Below are 24,523 nucleotides of genomic sequence, written 5' to 3' on the forward strand. Positions count from 1 at the left end.
TTTAGCATTGTCTTTGTACCGAGTGGTGAGTATTGACGAGCAGACTGATGTTAGATTCGATAGTGACCCGGCCAGCACAGGCGCAACCAAAGCGCACACAGCCTCAGACAGGCGTGCCAGACAGTGCGTTATTTTTGGGCACAGGTGCGGCCAGTGCAACCGAGCTGGGAAATTCCGCCTGTGTCATTTGCTGCGACGCCCACCCCTGGCTGCTGATCGACTGTGGCCATGATACGCTGACACGTTATCAACGGGCCTTTGGCAGCCAGTCGTTGCCCCGGGCGGTATTTATCACTCATCTGCACTACGATCATATTGGTGGGTTGGAGCAGTTATATTTTAAGGCCGCTTTAAGTGGCCAGACAGTGCGTTTATATGTGCCCGTACAGTTGATCCAGTCACTGTTTGCTATGCTGGCGTATACCGGCCTGGCAGAGCGTCGCGAAGATATCTGGCATACCTTTGAGTTGCATCCCGTGGGTGAGCAGTTTTTCCATCAGCAGCTCAGACTAAACTGCTATCCTGTTCGTCACCAGGCGCCCGGCAGTGCTTTCTCTTTGCATCTTCCCGGTCGCTTTTTCTATAGCGGCGATACCCGGCCCATTCCTGAGTTGCTGATCCATCAGGTGACGCAGGGAGAGATTATTTTCCATGACTGCGTGGCATCTGCAAATCCCAGCCACGCCGGGCTGGATGAGCTTTTAAAAGAGTACCCGCCAGCAGTCTTAGCCAGGCTCTGCGTATATCATTATCATGGCGCTGACGATATCCACGCGTTTGAACAGGCGGGTATTCGTTATGCCGAACCCCAGCAGCTTATCTCCCTGTGTTAAGCCCCTTTACACTCAGGTGCAGGCTCGCTGGGCGGGCTTAATTTGATCTCGGCCAGCATTTCTTGCTCCTCCTCATCAAAGCCGGTTTCGACAAAGCCAAAGCTGGCATAAAAGTCTTTTGCAACCGGGTTATCGGGTACGTAGCAGATAGCAATTTCTGTGATTTCTCGGTGGCTGCGGATCTCGTCCAGTGCAGCCTGAAGGGCTTGTCTGCCTATCCCCTGCTGCTGATGGGCTTTATCCACCATTAATCGCCAAATTGAAACCCGATGTGGTTGCTCCGTCACCCACATTAGCAATCCGACTTGTTTGCCCTGGTGGCTAATAGCACGTACTTCATAGTCCGGGTTATAGGCGGCCTCCAGTAAGGTCCAGTCATTGGGCGCGACCAGGGGCTTTTGTTGCTCGTGCAGTTCAAGGTCGCCCAGTCGTTCGAAATTCTTCTGCCACACGGTGCTGAGATACACTTCAGGCAAGGGCTTATCATTGTGCCATTCCATCAGGTAGGCGGTGTCATTCCAGCGCCCCTTATATTCAAATGACAGCTGGCTGAGCAGGTTGCGCATTCGCTCGTTGCCTTCGACATACACAGCTGAAATAACCTGACAATCCGACTTGGCTCTAAGCTGTAATAGCAATTGGTGCAATGCCTGAGTGGCAAAGCCCTGGCGCCGAAAGCGTTTGTCTATTACCAGCTGAGTGATGGTGTATTCATGTTGGGTGCCTTCGGGCTCCATGGGATGATATTGAATAAAGCCGATCAGGGTTTGCGCGCGGTAGATCAGCAAATTTCGGTAGTATGGAAAAAACGCGGATTCGGCCAGGGCTTCGGCCGGTGAAGCGATAAAACTCAGGTCGTCTGGCAGTAGTTGCAGTGCAAATACTTCACTGTAATTGTCTTTGTTCGCTGCTTTTAATGTGATCATGGCTACTCCTTTTTTCCTTATATGGGTCCTTAGTCGCTTAAACCAAGCGCATTTTGACTTTTCTTGCACTGTCTAAAGATTAAACGTAAGTGTTTGTATTATATGAATGCACGTGTTAAACGCTGAGATTAACCTGATTTTTAGGATAATATTTGCACGATTTACTGGTGTTTTGGGTAATTTTTTGCTATCAATATTACTACTTTTGGTTGTAGCGCTTTCTCTGTAATTAATACTTTTGTGGTTTTGGTCATCAGGGGAGTTCGGGAGGAGTTAATCATGTTGTTTTCACAGTCAGGCCGTACCGGTCATAATCAGTGTTCACTGTTTTTCATCACGATTGCCACCATCCTGTTATTTGCTATCACACTTTGGCTGGCCTGAAAGGTAAACCCCCACGGACGGCTTGTCTGGCCTAAGTTTGAGCCGTTACACGAACTTGATCCGTTACGTTAATTACATGCTGCAACATGTTTCCTTCCTCTGCTACCTGAATATATTTAGTTATATTTCCTGCAAAGTACGTTAAAATACCCTTTTATGTGATTGCGCCAGCCAATATGCTGAGCTTTATTACATGTCGTGTAAAAGGGCTCCACAGTCCTTTAAAAAAGTAACTGCTCTGTTCAAAGGAAAATTATGCAACTAGTTGATTTAAAACCCGATGATCCAAGTGTTAGAGAACTATTTGCAGAAATTGACCGCCTGATGAATACCCTCTATCCCATTGCCAGTGATCAGTCTTTGGCACTCGAAGAGCTCAATCAACCCAATGTGCGGGCCGTGGGGCTGCGTAACGAAGAGGGCATAGTGGCGTGTGGCGCTATCGTTAAACAATTCGATAAAACCTTGTACGGTGAAATAAAGCGTTTGTATGTCAAACCTCAGTACCGTGGCAAGGGCTTGTCCAAACGCATAATGCAAATTTTGCTGCACTACGCGGGCGATGCACAAATTCCCCTGATCCGCCTGGAAACTGGTGTAAAGCAGGAAAAAGCCATCAACCTTTATGAAAGCCTGGGCTTTGAACGCTGTGAGCGCTTTGGTCTGTACCGTGATAACCCGCTCAGTGTCTTTATGTCTTTGTCATTAAATAAAGAGTAATCAAACTCGTACTCCTCACAATCGACTTTTTCACGGTTATAGTCTAATTTTTAGCTAATAAGTGGATCAGTTAGGGAGTAACGGGTGAAAATCTTGGTTGTCGATGATATGACTTCCATGCGTCATGTGATGATAAGCATGTTACGCAGGTTGGGCTTTACAGACATAGACGAAGCCACCGATGGAAAGCGGGCACTGGAATTACTCGACAAAAAAACCTATGAACTGGTTGTATCCGATCTCAACATGCCGCACGTAGACGGGCTTGCACTGTTACATGAAATCCGCGCCAAACCTCCCCTAAAAGATATCAAAATTCTGATGGTCACCTGTGAAAATGGTCGGGACCGGGTACAGCAGGTGTTGCTACAAAAAGTCGATGGCTTTGTTATCAAGCCATTTAGCCTGGCAACGCTGGAAAAACAGTTAAGAAAAATGAAGTTGTTAGACGCTATTGAATAGCGGGCAGGAAAAAGCCCCATAATCATGGGGCTTTTAAGACGTTATAAATTATTTCTACGAATTATTTCTACGAATTACTTCTACGAATTACTTCTACGAATTACTTCTACGAATTACTTCTCAGAGTTAACCGGGAAGCCACGATCTAACATCAGGGCTTCGACCGCTGCGTCGCGACCACGGAACTTACGATACGCCTCAGCCGGATCCATTGCGTTGCGCACTGAGAACAGGTAGTTCACCAGGCGATCCGCCACTTCTTCGTCATAGAACCCACCCGGTGCACTGGCAAAGGCCTGGGCCGCATCAGATGTAAGTACTTCTGCCCACAGGTAACCGTAGTAGCCTGCCGAGTAGCCTTCACCCGAGAAAACATGGCCAAAGTGGGTAGTGCGGTGACGCATTACAATTTCAGATGGCATGCCGATAGCCGCCAGTTGAGCTCTTTCGAATTCAACCGGATCGCCGATCTTAGCTGGATCTGTGGTGTGGAACTTCATATCCATAATGGCCGACGCCAGGTATTCTGTGGTGGCAAAGCCCTGGTTGAAGTTAGCCGCTTGCTTGATTTTGTTGACCAGTGATTTTGGCATAGGCTTGCCGGTTTCATGGTGTACCAGGAAGCGTTCGATCACTTCATCAGTGACCAGCCAGCGCTCTAGCAGCTGTGACTGGAACTCAGTGTAGTCGCGCACACCCGAGTTTGAGCCTGGGTATTTTACTTTAGAAGACAAAGAGTGCAGCGCGTGACCAAACTCGTGGAAGTAAGTTTCCGCGTCATTCCAGGAGATCAGGCTCGCCTGACCCGCTGGTGCTTTAACGAAGTTTGAGTTGTTCGAGCTCAGCACGTTGGTTTTACCATCAAACGTGGTGTGGCTACGGTATGAAGTAGCCCAGGCGCCGGAACGTTTACCCTGACGTGCAAACGGGTCTAAGTACCAAAGGCCAATGTGTTCGCCGCTGGTTTTATCGGTCACTTCCCAGACGCGTACATCTTCATGGAAGACCGGTACTGAGCCTTCTGGCACCTCAGTGAACTCAAAGTTAAACAGGCGGCCTGCGACGTAGAACATGGCTTCACGTAGCTTGTCCAGTTGCAGGTATTGTTTGACTTCATTTGAGTCAAGGTCGTACTTGGCTTTGCGCACTTTCTCAGAGTAGAAACGATAGTCCCATGGCTCAATCTTGATGTTTGCACCTTCTTTGTCTGCCAGAGCCTGCATATCGGCAACTTCTTCTTTGACGCGGGCAATGGCTGCTGGCCACACCTTATTCATCAGCTCCATGGCATTTTTAGGATCTTTTGCCATGCGGTCTTCAAGACGCCATTGTGCATAGTTCTCGTATCCCAGCAGTTGCACGCGTTCGTGACGTAAGGTCAGGATCTCATTAATGATGGCCTTGTTATTGTGCTCACCGGCATTGTTTCCGCGGCTGTAGTAGTTTTGCCATACCTGTTTGCGTAACTCACGCTCGGTGGAGTACATCAAAAACGGATCCATAGAAGAGCGAGTGTTGGTGACCGCATACATACCTGGTTTACCGCGCTCTTCAGCTGCTGCGGCGGCAGACGTGATATAAGACGCTGGTAAACCAGAAAGCTGGTCTTTGCTCAGGTAAACGACGTAGCCCTCTTCGTCGGCCAGTACATTGTTGGCAAAGTCTGCGTGCAGCTTGGATAGTGCAAGGTTTATTTCGGCGTAGCGTTTTGCCGCTTCTCCTTCCAGCGTGGCGCCGTTACGGGCAAAGCTGTTGTACTGCAACCAGGTGATACGCTGCTCTTCTGCGCTCAGCTGTTTGAATTCAGGGCTTTCATAAACGGTTTTAATACGTTCGAACAAGGCCTTGTTTTGGGTGATCTGAGAGCGGTACTTGGCATATTTTGCCATCAAACCGCCCTGCATTTTACGAAACTCAGGTGAAGAGTTGTTGGCGCTCCAGATACCGTAGTAGGTAAAAAAGCGATCCAGCGCCTGACCTGAACGCTCCATGGCAACTATGGTGTTGTCAAAGGTTGCAGGCGCGGTGTTATTTGCGATCTGGTCAATTTCGCTCAGGTGATCCGCCAGTGCAATGTCCATCGCAGGCTCGAGATCTTTAAGCTGGACTTTATCAAATTGAGGTACGCCCTGATAAGGTCCGGAAAATGGCTGTAAAATGGGGTTTTGATACTGTTTCTCGGCAACTGTTACCGCGCTTTCGCTGCTTTGCTGTGTGCTGCTGCATCCCGCCAGACCGATCATCACAGCAGCGCTCAGTAGTGTTAGTTTAATTTTCAACATAGTTGGTTTTCGCTTGTTGTCATTTTGATTACAGCATACTAAAAGACAACTTTATGAAAGTGCAATCAGATCTCGATTAATCGCCAAAATCAAAGTGTAAATAGGTATGAATGGTTAAGATCTGCGCTACACTATGGGGGCTCAACAACTTTCTTATTCTGGATCATTCAATGGAAATCGGTATTTTTATTTACGATGGCGTTGAAGTGTTAGACTTTAGCGGCCCATTTGAAGTGTTCAGCACGGCAGCTCGTTTTGTGGACGAGCCCGTAAATATCAGTTTGATTGCACCGAGCCATGCGCCCGTGAGTTGTCGCGGTGGCTTGTCTGTCAACCCGCATTACAGTATCCATGGTCATCCCCGATTTGACTTACTGATAGTCGCAGGCGGTCAGCATCAGCATGTCCTTAACAATACCTCGGTGCTGGCCTGGCTGGCTGAAACGGCGACGCATACCCGCCGCTGCGCCTCTATTTGCACCGGTGTGTTTTTATTCGCCGAGGCGGGGCTGATTGACGGTAAATCGGTGACCACGCACTGGGACGACCTGGCGCAGCTGCAAACCAGTTACCCGCATCTGAAAGTGTGTCAGGATAAACGGTTTGTGATGGATCAGAATTTTACCAGCTCGGCGGGGATCTCCGCAGGCATAGATATGAGCCTTGAACTGGTAAAAGTACACTTTGGCAAAACGCTGGCAATCAAAACTGCACAGCAAATGGATTATAACTGGCTCTAAAGTGGCATAGATAGCGCGGTGTCGTAAAGCCAGTTAATGACGGGGCCCTTTGCCTTATCCCTGCGCCTGACCAGGCCCATATCAACGGTCAGTGAGCCGGGAATATGCCGAGTAGAAAGGGTGATAACGGCCTCATTAAACCAGTGGGACTTAACCACATGCTCTGGCACCAGCGCCCAGCCTACGCCGCGTAAAACCAGCCCGGCGATATAGTAATAACTGTCGATATGCCAGTGAAAGGAGGAAATGGCCTGAGACTGGCTGTTGCCAATACGGTCTCGGATCACCAGCTGGCGATACTGATTTAACTGCTCAACCGTTGGCTGTGGACAGGACGCCAGCGGATGCTCAGGGGCCACAATCAGGCGCTGCTCAAAACTGCCCAGAGGGGTAAAATCCAGACTCTGAGAGAGCGGTTTTTGATGAAACAAGATCCCCAAGTCGGCTTTTTGTTCATCAACCCATCCGGCAATATCGTCCTGTGAGCCGTTTAATATAGACAGTTTTAATAACGGAAACTGCTGCGACAGCTGCTCGAACAGGGTCTCAAATGCATTGATTGGCACGGCCTCATCCATGGCCACGGTCAGCGATACCTCCTCGCCGCAGCTCATTGACAGCGCCCTGGACTGTAATCTCTGGCACTGCATTAGCACGGCTTCTGCTTCTGCGAACAGGTCATGTCCCGCTGCATTTAACACGGGCAAGCGGGCGGAGCGATCAAATAGCTCAAAACCCAGGTCGGTTTCCAGGTTGGCAACGGCCGTGCTTATCCGGGATTGCGCTTTGCCCAGTTTGCGAGCGGCGGCAGAAAAAGATCCGGTTCTGGCAGCACATACAAAGGCTTCCAGTTGATCGAGTGTCCAGTGCATGAGGGTCTCCAATGTATCCGAAAAACGGATAGTAACTAACTTTTATTCATCCGGTAGTTAAGCATAATAGCGGGTATTAGCAGTGAGTGGGGAATTTTATGCAAACGCACAACGTGGAGCTTACACAGCTCAGCCAGGATCAAAAAGGTCCGGCGGAGCAGCGCAGCGAGTCGGTAGCCCGAACGTTCTGGCGCTATACCATACCAGCTATCGCAGCCATGATGGTGAATGGCTTATATCAGGTTGTAGATGGGGTTTTTGTTGGTCATTTTATCGGAGCCGATGGCCTGGCCGCCGTGAATATCGCCTGGCCTGTGGTGGGCCTGATAGCCGGCCTGGGTACGCTGGTGGGGATTGGAGCCGGCAGTTTACTGTCGCTGTTTCGCGGAGCGAAAGACCCTGTACAGGCCAAGGCGGTGCTGGCAACCAGTATCTGGCTGCTGCTGATACTGTCATTCACAACCAGTCTGGCGCTTTATGCCAGTGGCAGCCTGTTGCTTGATCTGCAAGGGGCCAGTGGCGAGGTACTGAGGTTTGGCCACAGCTACCTGTCTGTATTCGGCTGGGGGGCTTTGGCCACTGTGGCGGCAGGAGCGTTGCCTATGCTGATCCGCAACGACGGCAGTCCGGGTGTGGCAACGCGCCTATTGATTTTGGGGGCATTGTCCAATATTGTCCTCGACTATGTTTTTATTGTGCTGTTTCAGTGGCAGCTTGCAGGAGCTGCGTGGGCCAGTGTGGTATCACAATCTCTGGTGGGTATACTCGCCCTCAGCTACTTTTGTTCGGACAAAGCGCGCGTCAGGCTCTCATTAAGCGGGTTAACCTTCTCTGTGCAGCTTGCCGGTCGAACCTTAGTTCAGGGGGCGTCAGGGCTTGTGATGTTCCTGTATTTTGCCTTTATTACGGCGCTTCACAACAAGCAGTTGCTGACTTACGGTGAGCCCTTGCATGTTGCAGCGTTTGCACTGATTGGCTACATCGGTGTGATTTATTACTTCTTTGCCGAAGGGGTAGCCAGTGGGATGCAGCCGCCGGTAAGTTATTACTATGGGGCAGGGCAAATAGAGAAAATCGCTGCGACGTTGAAACTGGCCTGTCAGGTGAGCCTGTCGGTTGGGCTGGCAATAGTGCTTTTTCTGAATGTCTTTCCTGAGGCTGTGGTGGCCTTGTTTACTCAGGAGCAGGCGCTGCTCGATGAGGCGCAACGCGGTGCCCGCCTGCACTTGTCCATGGTGTTTCTGGATGGCTTTATTTTTCTTGCCGCCATGTACTATGTGGCGCTCGATCAGGGGGCAAAATCTTTACTGATCTCACTGGGTAATATGGCCATTCAGGTGCCGTTTTTATTCCTGCTGCCGCAACAGTTTGGTATAGACGGGGTCTGGCTGTCGGTACCTGTGTCTAACCTGGTACTGACTCTGATTGTTGCACCTATGTTGTGGCGGGATTTGTCGCGGTTAAATCACAGCTCAGTAGTTAGCAGCTAAAAAGGGGGTGGCAACCCCCTTTACATATTACAGCAGCCGCCGCTAACACAGGCGGTTTAAAATGCTTTCTGATGGGCTGTTTTCAGTGCTACTTCTTCCGCGTAGTTATATCAATATATCAAAGCAGATCACCAGTTCGGAATTATTTCAACCGGCTGACGTAATCACTCCTATGGATTAGGTGTTTATGTGGGTTAGTATTGCTGGCAGGCCATAAACTTGCAAAGAGGGAAATAACCATGAGCACAAAGACGTTGCGTGCTGTTTTTCTGGCGTCAGCCCTGGTGTCTTTGGCGTCGGGCTGTCAGAGTACGGGCAGTGAACGCCGGCTGGCACAGTTTAAAGCGGGTTCCCAGCAAGCCTGTTATGACAGAGCCACGCAGCCCTATACATTTGTGGTCGACGCGCATGCGCACTTCCGTCCTTTTGGTGGCGAGGCGGTGCCTTACTCCGAATTGATCGGTTATTTTCAGCCCGCCGGTGTGTTGTTTGTTAATGTGTTCGGTATAGGGCAAATGTTTAGTGCACAAAGTGGCTGTCAGCGCTTTTCATTGTGTCCGACGGGCGAAATCAGGCCAACCATCAGAAATGATATTATCAATGGGTCTAACGCGTTATTGCACCCAAATAACGATCTACATCTGACGTTATCCATGAGTTTTGCCGATCTCAGTGAGCCGCAGGATGTAGTGCAAAAGATGGATTTACTGGACGATGAATTTGGACCGGCATTTACCTGGATGGGAGAGGTGAACCTGGTGAAGCAAGCCTTATTCAAGCACGCTCACCGGGCAACGGAGCCTGCACATATTGCTGACTGGACCCCGTTTATGGCCAGACTCAGAGCGCCTGAAGGGGGCAGGGCACCCATGCCTTTATCTATCCATGCTGATATTGGCTCAGATCAGGAACCCACTCAGTATTTACACCTGATGGAAAATGTACTAGCCCGCTACCCGGATAATCCGATTGTCTGGGTGCATATGGGATTATCGCGGGAACAAACCCGGATGGACCCGCAGCAGCATATCGCGATATTGTCGCGTCTGCTGGATGCTTACCCTAACCTGATGCTCGATATCTCGTGGCGGGTGTTATACGAGGCCTACTTCCGTGATGCGGCGATTCGCGCGCACTATGTGGCGTTTTTTAATCGTTATCCAACGCGTATTCTGACCGGCAGTGATTTTGTCGCGGCAAAAGGCTATAAGCTGCGGGACTATCAGCGTGAAGTCGAGATCAACAGTCGCATAAACCAGTACCTCAGTGATGAGGCCTTTCGGCATATTGCCCTTGGACAAAACTACTTTGATTTGTTAGAGCTGGACTATCAGGCTCCCGAGGTTTGCCAACAGTCGCGGCTTTGATTTAAAAGGCCTTGTATAACAAGGCCCAATGTAAAAGGGATCACAGACTGTGTAGTTGCTGCAATGCCATGTCCAGGATCACGTCTTTACTTTGAGCATGATCTTGTTGTTCGATGATGATATCCGGCATAAAGGCCTCTCTCGGCGTGCCATTGATATGATAGAGCTTTTCTCTGGGTAACATATAGCTGAGCTGGCTGTGCGGCAGGGTTTCACTATAGATGGCACCGAGTAGTTGTGACATTTGTGTGCCGACTACCGTTGCCCGATTCATTCCATGCAACCCTATGGTCAGGCCCTCTCCCATGCTGCCGGTCCACTTGTCGCACAGTACAATTAATGGCTTGTCGTACTGAAAGTCGCCACGGGGAAACACAAATTCCTGCCATGCACGCTTCACCCCAAACTCTCGTTCGATAGAGACTAACTCATGTGTCTGATATGCCTGACGAGTTTTAATAAAGCGACTCATAATGCCTCTTGCCACTTCGGTATTGCCGCCACTGGGCGTGTGGCGTAAATCGAGGATCATGGCCCGGGTATCTTTCAACTGCTCCATTGCCTCGTCAAAAGCGCCGATTAGCGCATTATTGCCCAGGCTGTTTTCCGGGCGAATATAGCCCACTGTGCCAATACGCTTTTGCGTCAGCAGGGGTTTTTCTGCAATCACATCTTTTACAATGGCTTCAATATCCAGCAGCTTTATTTCGGTCTTACCCTGCCAGCGAACTTCCAGCGAGAGAGTTTCATTACGTTTACCCGTCAATAGCCGGTTAAGTGTCCAGCTGCTTGCAGTATCTAAGCCTGAGACGTTGGCCCTGGCAATGGCTTTAGCAATGGGTACGCCATTGAGGCGTAAGATCTGCATCCCCGCGCGGAAGCCCTGTTGATAGGCGGGTCCCATAAATGGCACTGCGGTGATGATGGCTTGCTCGTTTTGCCACACCCCCCATAAACCACTGGCTGTGGGCATTGGCAGATAATAGTCGGACGGCCTGGGCGTTACATCTGCATGATGATCATACCAGTGCTCCAGGCAGTGGTTAAGCCGCGCAGATAGCTGTATCTTGTCTTTAAGCTCAGTACTTTGATGACGAACACATTGCTCAAAGGTGGCAAAGTCAGTCGGCTTTTCATCGCTGTAAGCGTAACCGAGCCGGACATAATCAATAAAGCTCTGAAGATCCTGTTGTATTTGTGTGGGTGTAAGAAGATTTTGCTTATCATCTGTTTTAGTAGAGGCTGAAGCATTGCTCATGCCACAGGCTGCCAGAAGTGTTGCGACGAGTAGTGAACGCATGACTATCCTTAATGTTGTTGGTTTTGTTATTTGCCTGTCAGTCGCTCTTCATATTCGTCCTGCAATTGCTGGTAATCATGTATCGACAGCTCAGCGCTTTGATATTGACGCTCCAGGATCAGTAATTGCTTGATATAGCGCATACTGGCAATAAAAGTTTCAGGTTCAACCTTTTTAGAGCGCTGCAAGATGATCAGATGTTCATTGAGTTCGCTTAACCCTTCCAGGGAAAGGTTTTTGCTGACCAGATTCTGAGTGAGCATATTGTCCAGGTACTGGGGGTAAACGAGTGGATTGCGGGCAAAAAATGCTTGCTTGTCGCCATATTCTTCGATGTTTTGCTGGTAGGCCTCATGAAGGAGGATACTATAATCCAGGCTTTCCTCAACGACGGCTTCTGCAGCGTGGAGCACCTTAATCAGATCTTTGATTTCTTTTCGATCTGCGTCGTAATTACTGATCGCAATTGCCAGTAATACACCCACTAAGGTTGCAATTAAAGTCAGGATAAAATTACAGGCGACCTCGTAACGGTGGGTAAAGGCCTTAAACCTGGAAGTGAACAATAGGGCGCTGAGAGCCAGCAATACGAGTGTTAGAATGATGTACAGCATAATGGGACATTTTTAGTTGTTATATGCGTAAGATATTGACTTTGTGTATGAAGTGCAACCAAATGACAAAAAGAGGGTGAAGTTTGCCTGGATGGCGATTGGTAAGGGCTTCACCCTGCTCGCAAATCTAAAGTCGTTGTGCCGTCTTGCCATTTGCGTGTGTATCCAGCCACTGAACCAGGGTGTCCAGCGCGCCGGGCGCGAAATCATCGGCAGTTAAATACAGTGCGGCCCGCATTGGCAAGTCGGTCTTGAGCAGGCTGTGGGATGCGTTACTGATCACCTTCTGCTCCAGCGTATCTGCTGCGCCCACTGTGCTGGCAAACACTTGCTGGCTGTGCTGCACATCTACCCGGATATCTGAATCGCCAAACAGCGCCAGCATAGGAAACTGAATATGCGCAAACCCTCGACTGACGTCCGCGTCGATATTGGCACGCACAAAATTGAATCTGGCTTCATCCTGTATTGGCTTTGCCATAAACGGATGCTGGTGTAAGTCACTGCCCTGGTAGTCGTCAAATCCGGCCTTGATCAACTGGTATTCCAGCTCATTCAGCTGAGCAATTTCCTGCCAAATGCCGTCGTCGTTGGCATGGATCTTTTCTTCTTCTATCAGGCGCAGCCACATCGTGTACTGGCTTTGCTCTCGCCAGTTGGCGGCGCCTCCCACCAAGGCGGCAAATTTTATCTCTGGCTCATTGCTCAGCTCGGCCAGCACCCAGCTTGCCTGGCTAAAGCCAAGCACGCCTATCGGGTTATTCGGGTAGCCATTTTGCCTGAGGTAGCGAATTGCACTGCGCACTTCCTCTGCGCGCTGTGGCATTGTTTGCGCCAGCCAGTCACCGCTTGAATGACCAATGCCGGGTTTACTCCACGACATAGTGGCATAACCTTTGTTTGTGAGTGTTGTGATAATAGGCTCGAAGTAGCCTTGGGCGCTGTGATCCATTGCGCCATCACCATGTACAAGCAGGACAATGGCATCCTGGCTCTGGTGTTTTTTGGGAGTGACCAGTCGGGCCTCTAACGTGTTGGTGTTGGCATTGAATGCGATAACGCGGTCCTCCAATTGCTCCTGATTACTGTTATGACAGCCACTGAGTAAACCCAGCGCCATACAGGCGCAGGTAATCAATGCAGCAGTACTCCATCTGGACATAATGATCTCTCCTTTAATTAGAATGCGAAACGTTCAACAGACTCCTACCATATAGAAAGCCTCGCAAGATGGGTGTAAAGCCGTGTGGAAAGTTGTAATTGGCTGTAAGAATTAAGCCTGGGTAAAGGCGGGTGGCCTGTCGTTGGAATGTTATACTTTTGCTGTACAGCAAAAGTGTTTATCAGTCTTATCTATTATCATTCTTTGAGAAATAATCTACAGTGAGTACTCACAGCGCGTTGCTGATAAAACGTACCGGCATTGCGCGTTCGATCACATCATTCAGGAGGATAACATGAAAAAAGTACTCATACCGGTCACAAACCACGCCACCTTAGGTGACACAGATCAGGCAAATGGTACCTATGCCCCTGAGCTGACCCATGTTGTGCACGTATTAAAAGCGCAGGGCATTGGCTATGAACTGGCGTCTATTCAGGGTGGTCATGTGCCTTTATATGGTACTGACGCCGAAGGCGACGAGGTGAACCGTCAGATGCTCGAAGACGCTGAGTTACAGGCAAAAATTGCCAATACTTTGAGTGTGTCTGAGCTGAATATCAGCGATTATGATGCCATCTTTTATCCCGGTGGCTTTGGACTGCTCAGCGACCTGGCCACCGATGAACAGTTTGCCACGCTGGCGGCAACGCATTATGAAGCCGGTGGAGTAATTGCTGCGGTGTGTCATGGCCCGGCTGCCTTGTTACCCATTACGCTGAGTAATGGTGAGCCCCTCATTGGCGATAAATCGGTGACCTGTTTTACCCGTGAAGAAGAAATTGACTTTGGTACCATCAGTAGCATTCCGTTTTTGCTGGAAGAAGCCATTGCCCGCAAAGCGGCGCAGTACCGTAAGGTTCAGCCGTGGCAGGAATTCGTGATTGAAGATGCGGGCCTGATCACCGGGCAGAACCCAGCCAGCGCACATGCCGTGGGCGTAGCTCTTGCTCAGCACCTTAAAACACATTAATTGAAATGACACGCTGGTCGTTTCTTCGAAGATACGGCCAGATTGCTTAGATAAGGACCCCAGGAAGTTATGATCAAGGTACATCACCTCAACCAGTCGCGCTCGACCCGCGTTTTATGGCTGCTCGAAGAGCTTAAGTTACCCTATGAAGTCGTGCATCATGCGCGTGATCCCCACACCAGATTGGCGCCTGCCAGCCTCGGCCAGGTCCACCCGCTGAACAAAGCGCCGGTCATTGAGCACAACGGCGTGGTACTGTGTGAATCCGGTGCGGTTATGGAATATTTGCTGGATCAAGCCGGCACAACCAGTTTACGTCCGCACAAGAGCGATGCGCACTATTACCAGTATCTCGAATGGTTGCATTTTGCAGAAGGATCGCTGGCTTTGCCTGTGATAGCAACTTTGCTGATGGGGATGGAGCAGCGTGACGGCAGCGCCCCGATGGACGGGTATATTGCCAAAGAGCTGGCACTGGACCTGAGTTACATTGAAACAACGCTGGCACAACAGACATTTTTTGCAGGCGAGCAGTTTAGCGCTGCCGACATCATGATGACCATCACGCTGGAATTTGCCGCGAACCTGAAGCTGTTGGATGATAAACCAAATATCCAGGCCTATCTGAATAAAGTACAAAGCCGCGAGGCTTATCAGGCAGCCAGAGCGCTTGGATAGTCAGCCATATTGAGCTGCTCGAGAGAGCAGCTACTATGCTGTTTGATTGCCACAGTGGCAGTGATGCGCATTACGACCAGCGTCTGTTAGCTGGTCTGCGTCTGTACTTTATACCTGTCTATTAATTCGTCCATATCCATCGCTGCTTCGGCAATATTGGCCGCGGCAACCGCTATTTGCTCAGCGCCTGTCACGTTTTCGGTGGCCTTGGCAAAAATCTCCACTATGTGTCTGCTCACTTCGTCAATGGCATTACTCTGTTGCTGCGTATTCACCGATACGGAGTCGGTAACCGATTCCACTTGCTTGGCCTGATCGACTATCTTGCCCAGTGCTATTTTGATTTGCTCTGCACGCTCGGCAGCATGCATAGCATTGTCTTTGCCTTGAGTGATCACATCTGATGCCGACTGAGCACTACTTTGCAGCTCGCTGACCAGTGCTGAGATTTCTTCGGTGGATTGCTGAGTACGACTGGCAAGGCTGCGCACTTCATCGGCCACCACGGCAAATCCCCGGCCTTGCTCTCCGGCCCGGGCCGCTTCAATGGCGGCATTCAGCGCCAGCAAATTGGTTTGCTCTGCGATGCTTTGGATCATATCAACCATGCTGGAAATGCTGCCAACGCGCTCGTTCAGGGCATCTACCGAGGCGGCGGATTTTTCCATGTCGTAGGAGGCCTGCTGGATCACTTTGACAGCGTCTGTGACCACCTTCTGACCATTGACCGACTCCTGAGAAACAGACTTCGCCACCGCGGCATTTTCCAGCATTGAATTCGCGATCACCTGAATATTAGCGCTCATTTGCTCCGCGGCAGAGGCGATAGTCTGGACACCGGATTGCTGCTCCACCAGATTTGTCTGGCTTTGGCTGATGGCACAGGCGGTTTCGTGGGTCGAGGTAGCAATTTTATGTGAGGCTCGGCCAAACTCAATCAGGTCGTCTTCAAATTGTTGGGTTAGCCGGTTGATATCTTTGGCTGAGTTACCCAGGTCGTCTGAACTCAGGATCGAGATTTCATGGGCCAGATTACGATTGTTAATGGCGATGGCTATGCCCTCGGCTATTCTGGCTGCTTGTTGATGGCGCAGGCGAATAGAGATGAACAGGGCTGCTGTGATCAGCAAACCTATCACCAGAATAATCAGTTCGACCACCAAGATGGTCACCGCCGTTTCCTGAATGTCTATGGCAGTTTTATCAACAAGTGTTAAGGCTTTTTCCTCGGCCTCTTTCAGGGCGTTAATACGCCGCGTGGCCGCTTCAAACCAGGCTTCTGGATCTTGCCCAAACCCAGAGTCGCTGTCAGCGACAATGGCTCTGAAGCGCGCAACGTCGCGCATGGCACTTGAATTTAAGGCACTTTCAAACATGGTTCTCATTATTGGCGGCGAGGCTTCTAGTGCTTCCGCAAGATAGACCTCTTGCTTGGTCAGCAATTGGGTGTATCTGGTTCGTAGTGCAGGTGTAAACTGGTCTTTTGCAAAAGTGTTCGACAAGACGGCCCGCTCAATACCAGCAGACTCTTTGGCGCTGGAAAAATTATAAATGGCCATCAGCTCGGTCGAGATAACATGATCTTTGCTCAGCCTTGCTGCGGTGATGACTATATGCAAGCCCTGATTATTGATGTCGGTGTAATATTTCAGTGCGTCGGGTAGGCTCATGGAGAGCGAGCTTACGCGTTGGCGAACACTCTCCAGTTGGTCAAATTTGTTTAAAAATGTTTCGAGCTCCCGCTGCATGGGTTGTGACAGCGTCCAACTTTTAGCCTTTTTTCTCAGATTAGATAATTGGTCGTCGGTCAACCGCCGTTGTTGCGTTAGGTTGCTTTTAAACTGACTGCCACCGGAGCCGATAAATCCGGCAGAGGCACCACGCTCTTTTTGCGTTTCATGCACCAGGGCAAGTACGGCATGGCTTGAGAAGGCATTATATTCTGCGTCATAAGCATCGTTCATACGCTTGGCTGCGGTCGATACGTCGTAAAAAATAACGCCGCCCAGTAACAGGCAAGGAAGAAGTACGACCAGGGTAAGGTGGCTGGAAATGGTTTTTGCTATTGTTCTCAGCATACACGACTCACTTTTTGGGGTTAAAGCGTAAGCAGCTTACTAAATATAGTGCGATGCATCTGGTTTAGATCACTTTTAAACCACACTATTGCATAACCCTTTGATTAAAAACTAGTGAATTTATAACATTTAACCAGAAAAAATTACGATGTTTCTGGTTTGTATACTAACAATGCCACTTCAGCGCCATTTCAGGACGTGAACACACTGAGTGTCGCAGCACAAGATGAACTGCGACAGTTGATCATTAGCGCATTGTTATTTCCAGCTGTTGATTTGGCTGTGTGATCCGTACTGCCAGTTGTCCAAACTGTGGCGCACCTGTCGGGCGTGCATTATTGCTGAAGCCATAGGGTTCTAGGGGCATGCCAAAGCGGTTGCGGTTTAACCTGCCGTCATTATTCAGGTCCTGATAGACCATAAAGCTGTACTGGCCAGGCTCTATGCCGCGCAATGTCAGCTCTGGGTTGGCGTTCGAAACCTGCTGCTGGGCGACGCGCCAGGCCTGATGTTGAATAAACCCTGCCGGAGAATCATAGGCAACCAGCTTTAAGGTGCCAGACTGATGTGCAAGGCCGCTAAACGTGATGGTCAGGTCTTGCGCCATCGCGCTGGTCGACAGTGCGGCGAGGATGCAGGCAAGTGCGGTGGTGCGAGTCAGATGTTTAGTCATGTTAGTTATCCTGTGCTGAATTATTGTGTTGATGGGATAACTTTACGAAAAGGGTGGGGTGATTGCGTGTGTGATCTGTCATGAACATGGCATGACAGATGTCATTACTGCGCAAATGGAGCAGTTAACCTGGCCGGGCAAACTCGCCAATCTGGCAAGGGGCTTTACACTTGCTAAGGTTGCAACAAGGTTTTGTGCCAAACCCCCTGTTCGTATTGATAGAATTCGCGCAAGTGAAGCCTGCTTTGTGCAAAGGTCAGAAACTCAATGCTGAGTGGGTGGATAATAAAGCCGCCCCAGTTGTCGGGCAATGGGATCGCTTGTTCCTGATATTGTATGCCAAGCGTTTTAAGCGCATCCTCGATGGACTGCATTGATACCAGCGGTTGGCTTTGCTGGCAGGCTAAGGTGGTGAGCTGAGCATCGCGGTTGCGGCTTTGCCAATAGCGATTTGCATCAGTACGGCTGATCTCTGCAGCCAGCCCGGTTGCGCGAACTTGATAACCCAACGAGTCCCACCATACCGTCATAGCCACTTTTGGATTGCGTCGCAGGTCCGCGCCTTTTTGCGAGTTCAAATGTGTGCAAAAGGTAAAGCCGTCTTGATCAGCGGCTTTGAGGTCGACGAAGCGTGCGACAGGAAAACCCTGCGCGTCTAGTGTAGAAATACATACTGCGCTGCGTTGCTTCAGGGTTGGATCCGCTTTTGCCTGTTGCCACCAGTGTTGGAATTGTTCGATAGGATGATTCATCACGCCTCCTTGTATACAGTTCAGTGTCAACATGACATGTTCCAGCCAGGGTTGCAATTGATCCGCACCGCCTGGTAATACGTAGAAAACTCCGTCCCTTTGCTGAGATGTGACCAGCAGGTAGGGCCTGAAAAATTTTATCTCAATATCTTTGCAAGGCACGTCTGCTTACCCTATGGTTAGGGCTAGTTGAAGCCTTGGTGATAAGGAAATATGAATGGCTGATTTAATGGTAAAAGGTGTGATTTTTGATCTGGATGGCACCCTGGTGACCTCCTCGCTTGATTTTGCTTTGATTAAAGCGCAGGTCGGCTGCGACCGTGATGCCGATTTACTTGAGTATGTGGAGTCGCTGCCTTCGCCTTATATGCGCGAGGAGGCAATGGCGCTTATTCACCAACATGAAATGCAGGATGCGCAGCATGCCGAGCCCATTCCCGGCGTAGCAGAAACCTTGTCTTTTCTAAAAGCCTTAAATATGCCCATGGCGATCGTCACACGTAACTACTCTAAAGCAGCCAGACTAAAACTGGAACGCTGCCGCCTTGAGCTGGATTTGATGTTAACGCGTGAAGATGCGCTGCCAAAGCCGGATCCTCAGGCGTTACACATGGTCGCCGACAGCTGGTCTTTGCCATATCAGCAATGCGTTTATGTGGGTGACTATAAGTACGATATTGAAGCTGCCCGCCGTGCCAGTATGCGCGCCTGCTTGTTTGCCCCGCTTGGGCTGCCAGATTATGCCGAGCAGGCCGATATCATTATTGAGCGTTTTACTGACTTGCCGACAGCGCTGGGCCTGCATCACCGTGCCCAAACAGGTCAGTTGGTCGGGTAATATCACGCGGCGCCACTGCAATGGCGCGCAATTCTCGTCTGGGTATAGCCCAAAATGCAATGTCTTGTTAGAATCTTGTCCAATTTAATTTGCACAAACGAGAATTAAGATGGGTAGAGCATTTGAAGTCCGCAAAAACGCCATGGCAAAAACGGCAGCGGCAAAGACCAAAGTAAACTCAAAATATGGTAAAGAGATCTATGTAGTTGCTAAAAACGGTGGCGCTGATCCCGACACTAACCTATCCCTTCGCCGTTTGATCGACAAAGCTAAGAAAGACCAGGTTCCAGCCCACGTTATTGAAAAAGCAATTGAAAAAGCTGCGGGCGGTGCAGGCGAAGATTATTCTCCGGCACGCTACGAAGGCTATGGTCCTGGTAACTGTATGGTGATTGTGGACTGCCTGACTGACAACCCGAACCGTACTATCAAGGATGTTCGCCTGCCTTTCACAAAGACAGACTCAAAAATTGGTAGTCCGGGCTGTGTTGCACACATGTTCGATCACTTTGCTATCCTTGGTTTCGCTGGTGATGACGATGAAGCGGTACTTGAAGCGCTGATGATGGCCGATGTAGACGTAACAGATGTGGAAGTGGAAGACGGGCAGGTATCCGTGTTTGCACCACACACTGAGTACTTCAAAGCGAAAACGGCGCTGATTGAAGCGTTTGAAGGCATCAACTTCGACGTAGACGAAATCACTTGGGTGCCGCAAACGCACGTTGAGATCACCGGTGAAGATGACCTGGCGAACTTCGAGAAGTTCATCAACATGCTGGAAGACTGTGACGACGTACAAAACGTTTATCACAACGCGATTGTGAAAAATTAAGCTAGGGCAACAATTAACCCCTGCACTTTGCGCAGGAGTATAATTGAAAAGACCGGTCCCTTGGGTCCGGTCTTGCGTTATTTAAAATGATATATGTCTGCAAGTTCTCACATATGTAGGCCAATTTCAGCTTTATCTGTGAAGCCTCATCTCCCTCTGGTTTGTCCTAATCGCTATTCCAAATTGGCCGATGAGTTTAGTGCGGTTTCAGCTGAGCTAAGTGATGTGTTTATGACATCCCATAAGAAGGATGCGACACCAGGGGTATAAATATCTGAGTGTGCACCGCCTCCCTTTTGATACACGTCATAATGGATTAGCTCGCTGGCGTTAACGTACGCAATACGACTCTCATTATGGAGGTCATGATGCCAGGCTGGAGATCCTCCGGTCGGAACAACACCTTGATAGAGTTTGTGATAGTGCTTGTCTGTTTGCTCTGGTGACTGAATTTCATAGAAAGTGAAGAGCGGTTCGGATTGATTATCACATGCGTATGTATGCGCTTTGTCAAATCCAGGTTTTCCGCCTACATGTAACGCCCCCGACACAAATTTTGCAATAGGATTGGCTGTATCGTGCTCACTCCAGGTCATAACAATCTTGTTGGCGGCGGTGCTGTGGTTTTTATATGGATTGCCCTCAAAGCCAGATTCTTTAAAAAAACGATTAACACTAAATGCCCCCTGAAGTGCAACGACAAGATCGACTTTTGTACCTTCAGTATTATTTTCATTAGGCTTCAGTAGTTCGTGTGCGAATACAGCTCTGGTAATCATTCTGGCGCCAAAACTGTGGCCTAGTGCCACAATAGGGACATTGTGTTCACGCTTTAGAGGCTTTAGGATATCGGTCAGCACTGGATATACCCACTTGAGACCTATTTCATCGGCATCATCAGCTTTGATTGGGTAACTTAGCAATTTGTCGAGAAAAACCCCCCAAGACCATTCTGACGGCCAAGTGATACCGATGAACAATGGGTTGAAATTGTCGGGCGCTTGGTCTGATTCAATCAAATTTGTTATCAAACTATTGTAGTTGCGAATGGCCTCCTGCTGATCTGTGTTCCACCCCATTGCAAAGAGAAATATATGGCTATATTGGAAAGGTTGTTGTGATAATTCGGCTTCTAATCTGGACAATGCAATTTGACCAGTCAGGATCGGATCATCTTTACTAAGTGGTTTATGTAGCTCTATGTCTTTCGAATATAAATCATAGATAAATTGCTCAGAGATGAATGGCATAGAATTAGGTTTCTTGTCTGACAGCTGGTATTTGACGATATGCGAAATCACTGTAGGTTTACAGTCGTCTAAAATGGACTTTGCTTGTTTTATTGCGACTTGATTCTCATCTGTGGTTGGCCGAAAATCTGGCAGCATATTGTCTTCACAAAACCATGATTCACCCAGATTATTGCTTTTATACGTTTTCTCTATACCGATTAAATAACCAGGAAAGCGCAGAGCAAGCCCTTTGTCTTTTGTGGCAACCCGATGAAACTTCGTCATATCGGTACCATTTGTATTCAATTTTTCTTCTTTGTCTGCGAGTCTATAGTTGGCGCTGCAGCTGCACATAAGTACACAAACAACCAATGAGGTAATGGCTTTGAGTTTTCTCATGAACGGTCCTTTTACTTGGTGTTAAAAAGTAAAAAATTGAGTAGGTAAAATAGGGTTATACTCAATCTTAGATCTCTATTTAGATTAAGTTTAAATGTAATAAATGTACAACATCTGTTAACTATTGTTTTAACTACCCCGTAAGTGACAATCATTATTAGCTATAATTTCTATTGCAAAAGGTGTCTTTGCCTGTTGAATGTTCACTAAGTTATGTAAATGATATTGGTATAGAAGAAGTGCATGGAATGGGAATTATGTATGTGGGCTTGTACCTATTTCACTTGATGCTGGATGCAATTTGAAGGATCAAATATGACGCGGGTGACGTTGAATTGCCTTTTAAAACAGTTGATTAGAAAATGGTTCCTCGCCTGGATGGGGGTAGTTGCCTCAGCGGCAGCTGGACGCGGGAGCGGTGCTAACGACCCTGTTTTCTCGCCTCAAAAAAATAGAGCAATGAATTAAGCAAATTAGCATTAAAACATACGTAACTAAACTTGAGTTCAATTCGGGGACACTGTGTTACACATTAAGGAGTGACTCACAATTAGACGATGTGAATAATGATAAACTGAATTGCGAGAACTAAGTGCCTGAAGTAAAGGTGTGTGTCGGGGCAAACTCAGTAACTGTCCATTTGGCCTCGACACGGGTTTCAATCCTTACTTTGAAACTTTAGCAAGCCCTGTACGCTCCAGCACATCCTGCCAGCTAACAAATTTAAAGTTTTGCGGCTGATCGGGAAAGCGGTTGCGACCGTCCTGGAGTACCAGTAACCCTTCGGGATAATCTCGGGTCCGCAAACGGGTAGAGAGGGCCAGACCATCGGTTTCAGACGCGCCATCAAGGCCTTTAAAGCCATCCAGACCAACGCGAAATCCTGCCAAGTGGCGATAGGGCGGCGTTGCTTCGTAAAGCTGGTAGCTGTTGTTGCCCTGGCTCGATACCACCAGAACAGGCGAATCACCAAAGGACAGTGCCAGGCCTTCGACATCATCGACCAGGTGTTCACCTACCTTTGCTACTGCAACCGGCTGGCTGTTATCCGCCGGGTTCAGGCTGGTGGCCCAAATCCCCACATCTTCTTCGCCAATAAATAACCGCCCGCGAGCATCATCTGCGACACAGCCTTCTGGTTGCGAGCTCAGTGGTATGGCTCGTACTTTTTCTGCATGCAACTTACCCAGGCTGGCTGTCACTCTGTATTGATAGGTGAGGCCGGCTTTGTTATTTGCAAATACGTAGTGACTGCCCTCAAAGATGGCCATACACAATCCATAAATCTCCTCCAGGCCCGATGGCGCATGGCCTAAGCGAAAGACGTTACCGTCAGCTTCAATGCCGTAAAAGGCCAGGCTGTCATCGTCGCGCTTGCTGGCGGCAGCGATGCTGATAGTGCGACCCTGCCAGCTAAAACCGTCGCGCAGGTCGACGTTATTCAGTCGGCCATCTTTGAAGGTTTGCAGCAGCTTGCCCTGCAGATCGTAAACTTCCAGGCCTTGTTTCTTATGGGTGCCCAGCACCCGTGATGCCTCGGGGTTTTCAGGATGAACCCAGATAGCCGAGTCGTCCATCGCATCACCAAATTGCGTCGCAGGTTGGCTCTGTGCTTTGGGCCTGACAACCACTAAGCTTTTTGCTGTGACTTCTGAGTTGAGGGTAATGTGAGCTGTTGCATACTGGCCTTGCTGTTCATCGGTAAAGCTCAGTGTGGCCGTGTCTGTGTTCAAAGACTGACTCAGGTTCATCATGGTCGCTTTGCCGTTTTCAAGTGCTAAGGTCTGGGCCGGTATCCAGCTATCTGCAGCGTCTGGCGCATCCCAGTAAAGCACTTCCCGGCCGTTTTCCAGCAAAGCAAACAGCGCTCCAGAGGGGCTGGTTGTCAGGCTAACAGCCGGGACTGACTGATTGCCGTAGGGGGCAACCAGGGAGACCGGATAATACGATGGGTTGTCTTCAATGCGTGCCGGATAGCGCCAGATCCCCAGCGGTTCACTGATATAGAGGTAACCATTGCCCGAGTCGACGGCACAGGAATCGGCATCGTAAGGCAAAGACAGCGAGCGTAACAGCCGTGGTGCACTAAGCCATTGGTGTTGTTGGCGCAGCAGCCATTGCTCTGCTTTACCGCGGCCATCTGAGACAAATAAGGAGAGAGTCTGATTGGCCTCATCAGCGAACAAGCACAGGTTATCGACCAAAAGGGCAGTTTGAGACAGTTCAAAACGTGGCTGTAGTTGCGCTGCACTGGGATCCAGCGTACCGACGAACACTCTGTCGTTGCTGCCTTCAAGCGCGGCATACAGCCACTGCCCCTCTCCCAGCGCGCTCAGGCGGACTTGCTTAAACGCGCCACGAAGGCGTGCTTTGAGCGTGTTATCCTGACGCAACGTCAATCCGTCGTGTTCAGAGGCGACCAGAATTTGATTGTTACCCGGCACCTGAATTCTATCCACAATCCCTGTGACTGAGCCCTGTGTTTGGAGTTGGAGTGACTGCTGAGCCGCAGTTTGCTGGTGTGCCTGATTTTGACAGGCGCTCAGCGCGCCCAGCAGCCCCAGGATAAGCGTTGTTTTGCATAACTTCTGTATTTTCATTTTTAAGTTCCGACGTCACAGAGTACTGGCGGAGGCGTGCCAACTGAATGTGCACTAAGCTGATTCGCAAACCGCCATGGGATGTAAATGAGTGGCTACCTTAAAAAGTGGATATGACAATTTTGTTTCACTCTTTCAAGCGTTGGCGCGGCCGTGCGCCCTGAATGGCTAATAATGCGTTTTGTGATCCTCAATATGAGCTGCTTTGTCTTAACAAATCCGCCTGAACAGTAAAAAAGACAAATAGAATCTTGATGTTAGGTTGTTGTTTGGTGATAGGGATGCGCTTGATACGAGGTTGAATGAGCTCTTC

General features: G+C 49.3%; 21 protein-coding genes. 10 read left to right on the plus strand and 11 right to left on the minus strand.

Annotated features, from left to right (window positions below; all coding sequences use genetic code 11):
* The first annotated feature begins 47 nt into the window (after window positions 1–47).
* Window positions 48–833 carry an MBL fold metallo-hydrolase gene (locus tag C3B51_RS10410; RefSeq protein ID WP_130244996.1) on the plus strand — a complete coding sequence of 262 codons (786 nt, stop codon included), beginning with the start codon at window positions 48–50 and terminating at the stop codon, window positions 831–833.
* Here the strand turns inward: C3B51_RS10410 and C3B51_RS24140 are convergent.
* Window positions 830–1,759, minus strand: coding sequence for a GNAT family N-acetyltransferase (locus tag C3B51_RS24140; protein WP_130244997.1), 930 nt, complete (start codon window positions 1,757–1,759; stop codon window positions 830–832). The genes C3B51_RS10410 and C3B51_RS24140 overlap by 4 nt on opposite strands.
* Window positions 1,760–2,398: 639 nt before the next feature.
* Between C3B51_RS24140 and C3B51_RS10420 the strand changes: the two genes are divergently transcribed.
* The gene (locus C3B51_RS10420) at window positions 2,399–2,863 is read left to right on the plus strand and encodes a GNAT family N-acetyltransferase (RefSeq protein ID WP_130244998.1); all 465 of its coding nucleotides are present in this window, start codon (window positions 2,399–2,401) and stop codon (window positions 2,861–2,863) included.
* An 84-nt stretch (window positions 2,864–2,947) separates the two neighbouring features.
* Window positions 2,948–3,325, plus strand: a complete 378-nt coding sequence (locus C3B51_RS10425) for a response regulator (protein ID WP_125719705.1) — start codon at window positions 2,948–2,950, stop codon at window positions 3,323–3,325.
* A 113-nt stretch (window positions 3,326–3,438) separates the two neighbouring features.
* Here the strand turns inward: C3B51_RS10425 and C3B51_RS10430 are convergent, their stop codons facing one another.
* Entirely contained in the window at window positions 3,439–5,607 is a 2,169-nt protein-coding gene (locus C3B51_RS10430) for a M3 family metallopeptidase (RefSeq protein WP_130244999.1), read from the minus strand.
* Between the two features lie 170 nt (window positions 5,608–5,777).
* Here C3B51_RS10430 and C3B51_RS10435 point away from each other — a divergent pair, with 170 nt between their 5' ends.
* Window positions 5,778–6,347: a DJ-1/PfpI family protein gene (locus tag C3B51_RS10435; RefSeq protein ID WP_125719701.1), complete on the plus strand. Its 570-nt coding sequence runs from the start codon at window positions 5,778–5,780 to the stop codon at window positions 6,345–6,347.
* Here C3B51_RS10435 and C3B51_RS10440 read toward each other — a convergent pair.
* Window positions 6,344–7,219: a LysR family transcriptional regulator gene (locus tag C3B51_RS10440; protein WP_125719699.1), complete on the minus strand. Its 876-nt coding sequence runs from the start codon at window positions 7,217–7,219 to the stop codon at window positions 6,344–6,346. The two genes, C3B51_RS10435 and C3B51_RS10440, sit on opposite strands and share 4 nt — an antisense overlap.
* 98 nt (window positions 7,220–7,317) lie before the next feature.
* On the opposite strand from C3B51_RS10440, the gene C3B51_RS10445 reads away from it, so the two are divergent.
* A complete protein-coding gene (locus tag C3B51_RS10445; protein ID WP_125719698.1) occupies window positions 7,318–8,709 on the plus strand; it encodes an MATE family efflux transporter in 1,392 nt (463 codons plus the stop codon).
* Window positions 8,710–8,948: 239 nt separating this feature from the next.
* Window positions 8,949–10,076, plus strand: a complete 1,128-nt coding sequence (locus tag C3B51_RS10450; RefSeq protein WP_130245000.1) for an amidohydrolase family protein — start codon at window positions 8,949–8,951, stop codon at window positions 10,074–10,076.
* 40 nt (window positions 10,077–10,116) lie between these two features.
* Here C3B51_RS10450 and C3B51_RS10455 read toward each other — a convergent pair whose 3' ends face one another.
* The 3 genes from C3B51_RS10455 to C3B51_RS10465 form a co-directional block, all read right to left on the minus strand.
* Window positions 10,117–11,376, minus strand: a complete 1,260-nt coding sequence (locus tag C3B51_RS10455) for a S41 family peptidase (RefSeq protein WP_130245001.1) — start codon at window positions 11,374–11,376, stop codon at window positions 10,117–10,119.
* Between the two features lie 26 nt (window positions 11,377–11,402).
* The gene (locus C3B51_RS10460; protein WP_125719692.1) at window positions 11,403–11,990 is read right to left on the minus strand and encodes a hypothetical protein; all 588 of its coding nucleotides are present in this window, start codon (window positions 11,988–11,990) and stop codon (window positions 11,403–11,405) included.
* Between the two features lie 127 nt (window positions 11,991–12,117).
* A complete protein-coding gene (locus tag C3B51_RS10465; RefSeq protein WP_130245002.1) occupies window positions 12,118–13,152 on the minus strand; it encodes an alpha/beta hydrolase family protein in 1,035 nt (344 codons plus the stop codon).
* Window positions 13,153–13,447: 295 nt separating this feature from the next.
* Here C3B51_RS10465 and C3B51_RS10470 point away from each other — a divergent pair, with 295 nt between their 5' ends.
* Together C3B51_RS10470 and C3B51_RS10475 are read left to right on the plus strand one after the other, a co-directional pair.
* Window positions 13,448–14,125, plus strand: a complete 678-nt coding sequence (locus tag C3B51_RS10470; protein ID WP_130245003.1) for a type 1 glutamine amidotransferase domain-containing protein — start codon at window positions 13,448–13,450, stop codon at window positions 14,123–14,125.
* Between the two features lie 69 nt (window positions 14,126–14,194).
* Window positions 14,195–14,803, plus strand: coding sequence for a glutathione S-transferase family protein (locus C3B51_RS10475; RefSeq protein WP_125719686.1), 609 nt, complete (start codon window positions 14,195–14,197; stop codon window positions 14,801–14,803).
* Window positions 14,804–14,889: 86 nt separating this feature from the next.
* Here C3B51_RS10475 and C3B51_RS10480 read toward each other — a convergent pair whose 3' ends face one another.
* From C3B51_RS10480 to C3B51_RS10490, 3 genes are all read right to left on the minus strand, one after another.
* Window positions 14,890–16,881 (minus strand): methyl-accepting chemotaxis protein, encoded by a 1,992-nt coding sequence (locus C3B51_RS10480; protein ID WP_130245004.1) that lies wholly within the window; start codon window positions 16,879–16,881, stop codon window positions 14,890–14,892.
* A gap of 247 nt (window positions 16,882–17,128) precedes the next feature.
* The gene (locus C3B51_RS10485) at window positions 17,129–17,554 is read right to left on the minus strand and encodes a DUF2141 domain-containing protein (protein ID WP_130245005.1); all 426 of its coding nucleotides are present in this window, start codon (window positions 17,552–17,554) and stop codon (window positions 17,129–17,131) included.
* A 173-nt stretch (window positions 17,555–17,727) separates the two neighbouring features.
* A complete protein-coding gene (locus C3B51_RS10490; RefSeq protein WP_130245006.1) occupies window positions 17,728–18,306 on the minus strand; it encodes a pyridoxine/pyridoxamine 5'-phosphate oxidase in 579 nt (192 codons plus the stop codon).
* A 217-nt stretch (window positions 18,307–18,523) separates the two neighbouring features.
* On the opposite strand from C3B51_RS10490, the gene C3B51_RS10495 reads away from it, so the two are divergent.
* Window positions 18,524–19,144: an HAD family hydrolase gene (locus C3B51_RS10495; protein WP_130245007.1), complete on the plus strand. Its 621-nt coding sequence runs from the start codon at window positions 18,524–18,526 to the stop codon at window positions 19,142–19,144.
* Window positions 19,145–19,253: 109 nt separating this feature from the next.
* The gene (locus C3B51_RS10500; RefSeq protein WP_046007129.1) at window positions 19,254–19,979 is read left to right on the plus strand and encodes a YebC/PmpR family DNA-binding transcriptional regulator; all 726 of its coding nucleotides are present in this window, start codon (window positions 19,254–19,256) and stop codon (window positions 19,977–19,979) included.
* Between the two features lie 173 nt (window positions 19,980–20,152).
* Here C3B51_RS10500 and C3B51_RS10505 read toward each other — a convergent pair whose 3' ends face one another.
* Together C3B51_RS10505 and C3B51_RS10510 are read right to left on the minus strand one after the other, a co-directional pair.
* A complete protein-coding gene (locus C3B51_RS10505) occupies window positions 20,153–21,610 on the minus strand; it encodes an alpha/beta hydrolase (RefSeq protein ID WP_130245008.1) in 1,458 nt (485 codons plus the stop codon).
* 665 nt (window positions 21,611–22,275) lie between these two features.
* Window positions 22,276–24,210 (minus strand): phytase, encoded by a 1,935-nt coding sequence (locus tag C3B51_RS10510; RefSeq protein WP_130245009.1) that lies wholly within the window; start codon window positions 24,208–24,210, stop codon window positions 22,276–22,278.
* Window positions 24,211–24,523 lie beyond the last annotated feature (313 nt).

This window comes from Pseudoalteromonas rubra (assembly GCF_004212645.1).
GTDB classification, from domain to species: Bacteria; Pseudomonadota; Gammaproteobacteria; order Enterobacterales; family Alteromonadaceae; genus Pseudoalteromonas; species Pseudoalteromonas rubra_G.

Coding starts and splice junctions, on each gene's coding strand:
- C3B51_RS10410 (WP_130244996.1), top strand. CDS start 48: ATGTTAGATTCGATAGTGACCCGGCCAGCACAGGCGCAACCAAAGCGC.
- C3B51_RS24140 (WP_130244997.1), bottom strand. CDS start 1,759: ATGATCACATTAAAAGCAGCGAACAAAGACAATTACAGTGAAGTATTT.
- C3B51_RS10420 (WP_130244998.1), top strand. CDS start 2,399: ATGCAACTAGTTGATTTAAAACCCGATGATCCAAGTGTTAGAGAACTA.
- C3B51_RS10430 (WP_130244999.1), bottom strand. CDS start 5,607: ATGTTGAAAATTAAACTAACACTACTGAGCGCTGCTGTGATGATCGGT.
- C3B51_RS10435 (WP_125719701.1), top strand. CDS start 5,778: ATGGAAATCGGTATTTTTATTTACGATGGCGTTGAAGTGTTAGACTTT.
- C3B51_RS10440 (WP_125719699.1), bottom strand. CDS start 7,219: ATGCACTGGACACTCGATCAACTGGAAGCCTTTGTATGTGCTGCCAGA.
- C3B51_RS10445 (WP_125719698.1), top strand. CDS start 7,318: ATGCAAACGCACAACGTGGAGCTTACACAGCTCAGCCAGGATCAAAAA.
- C3B51_RS10450 (WP_130245000.1), top strand. CDS start 8,949: ATGAGCACAAAGACGTTGCGTGCTGTTTTTCTGGCGTCAGCCCTGGTG.
- C3B51_RS10455 (WP_130245001.1), bottom strand. CDS start 11,376: ATGCGTTCACTACTCGTCGCAACACTTCTGGCAGCCTGTGGCATGAGC.
- C3B51_RS10460 (WP_125719692.1), bottom strand. CDS start 11,990: ATGCTGTACATCATTCTAACACTCGTATTGCTGGCTCTCAGCGCCCTA.
- C3B51_RS10465 (WP_130245002.1), bottom strand. CDS start 13,152: ATGTCCAGATGGAGTACTGCTGCATTGATTACCTGCGCCTGTATGGCG.
- C3B51_RS10470 (WP_130245003.1), top strand. CDS start 13,448: ATGAAAAAAGTACTCATACCGGTCACAAACCACGCCACCTTAGGTGAC.
- C3B51_RS10475 (WP_125719686.1), top strand. CDS start 14,195: ATGATCAAGGTACATCACCTCAACCAGTCGCGCTCGACCCGCGTTTTA.
- C3B51_RS10480 (WP_130245004.1), bottom strand. CDS start 16,881: ATGCTGAGAACAATAGCAAAAACCATTTCCAGCCACCTTACCCTGGTC.
- C3B51_RS10485 (WP_130245005.1), bottom strand. CDS start 17,554: ATGACTAAACATCTGACTCGCACCACCGCACTTGCCTGCATCCTCGCC.
- C3B51_RS10490 (WP_130245006.1), bottom strand. CDS start 18,306: ATGAATCATCCTATCGAACAATTCCAACACTGGTGGCAACAGGCAAAA.
- C3B51_RS10495 (WP_130245007.1), top strand. CDS start 18,524: ATGGCTGATTTAATGGTAAAAGGTGTGATTTTTGATCTGGATGGCACC.
- C3B51_RS10500 (WP_046007129.1), top strand. CDS start 19,254: ATGGGTAGAGCATTTGAAGTCCGCAAAAACGCCATGGCAAAAACGGCA.
- C3B51_RS10505 (WP_130245008.1), bottom strand. CDS start 21,610: ATGAGAAAACTCAAAGCCATTACCTCATTGGTTGTTTGTGTACTTATG.
- C3B51_RS10510 (WP_130245009.1), bottom strand. CDS start 24,210: ATGAAAATACAGAAGTTATGCAAAACAACGCTTATCCTGGGGCTGCTG.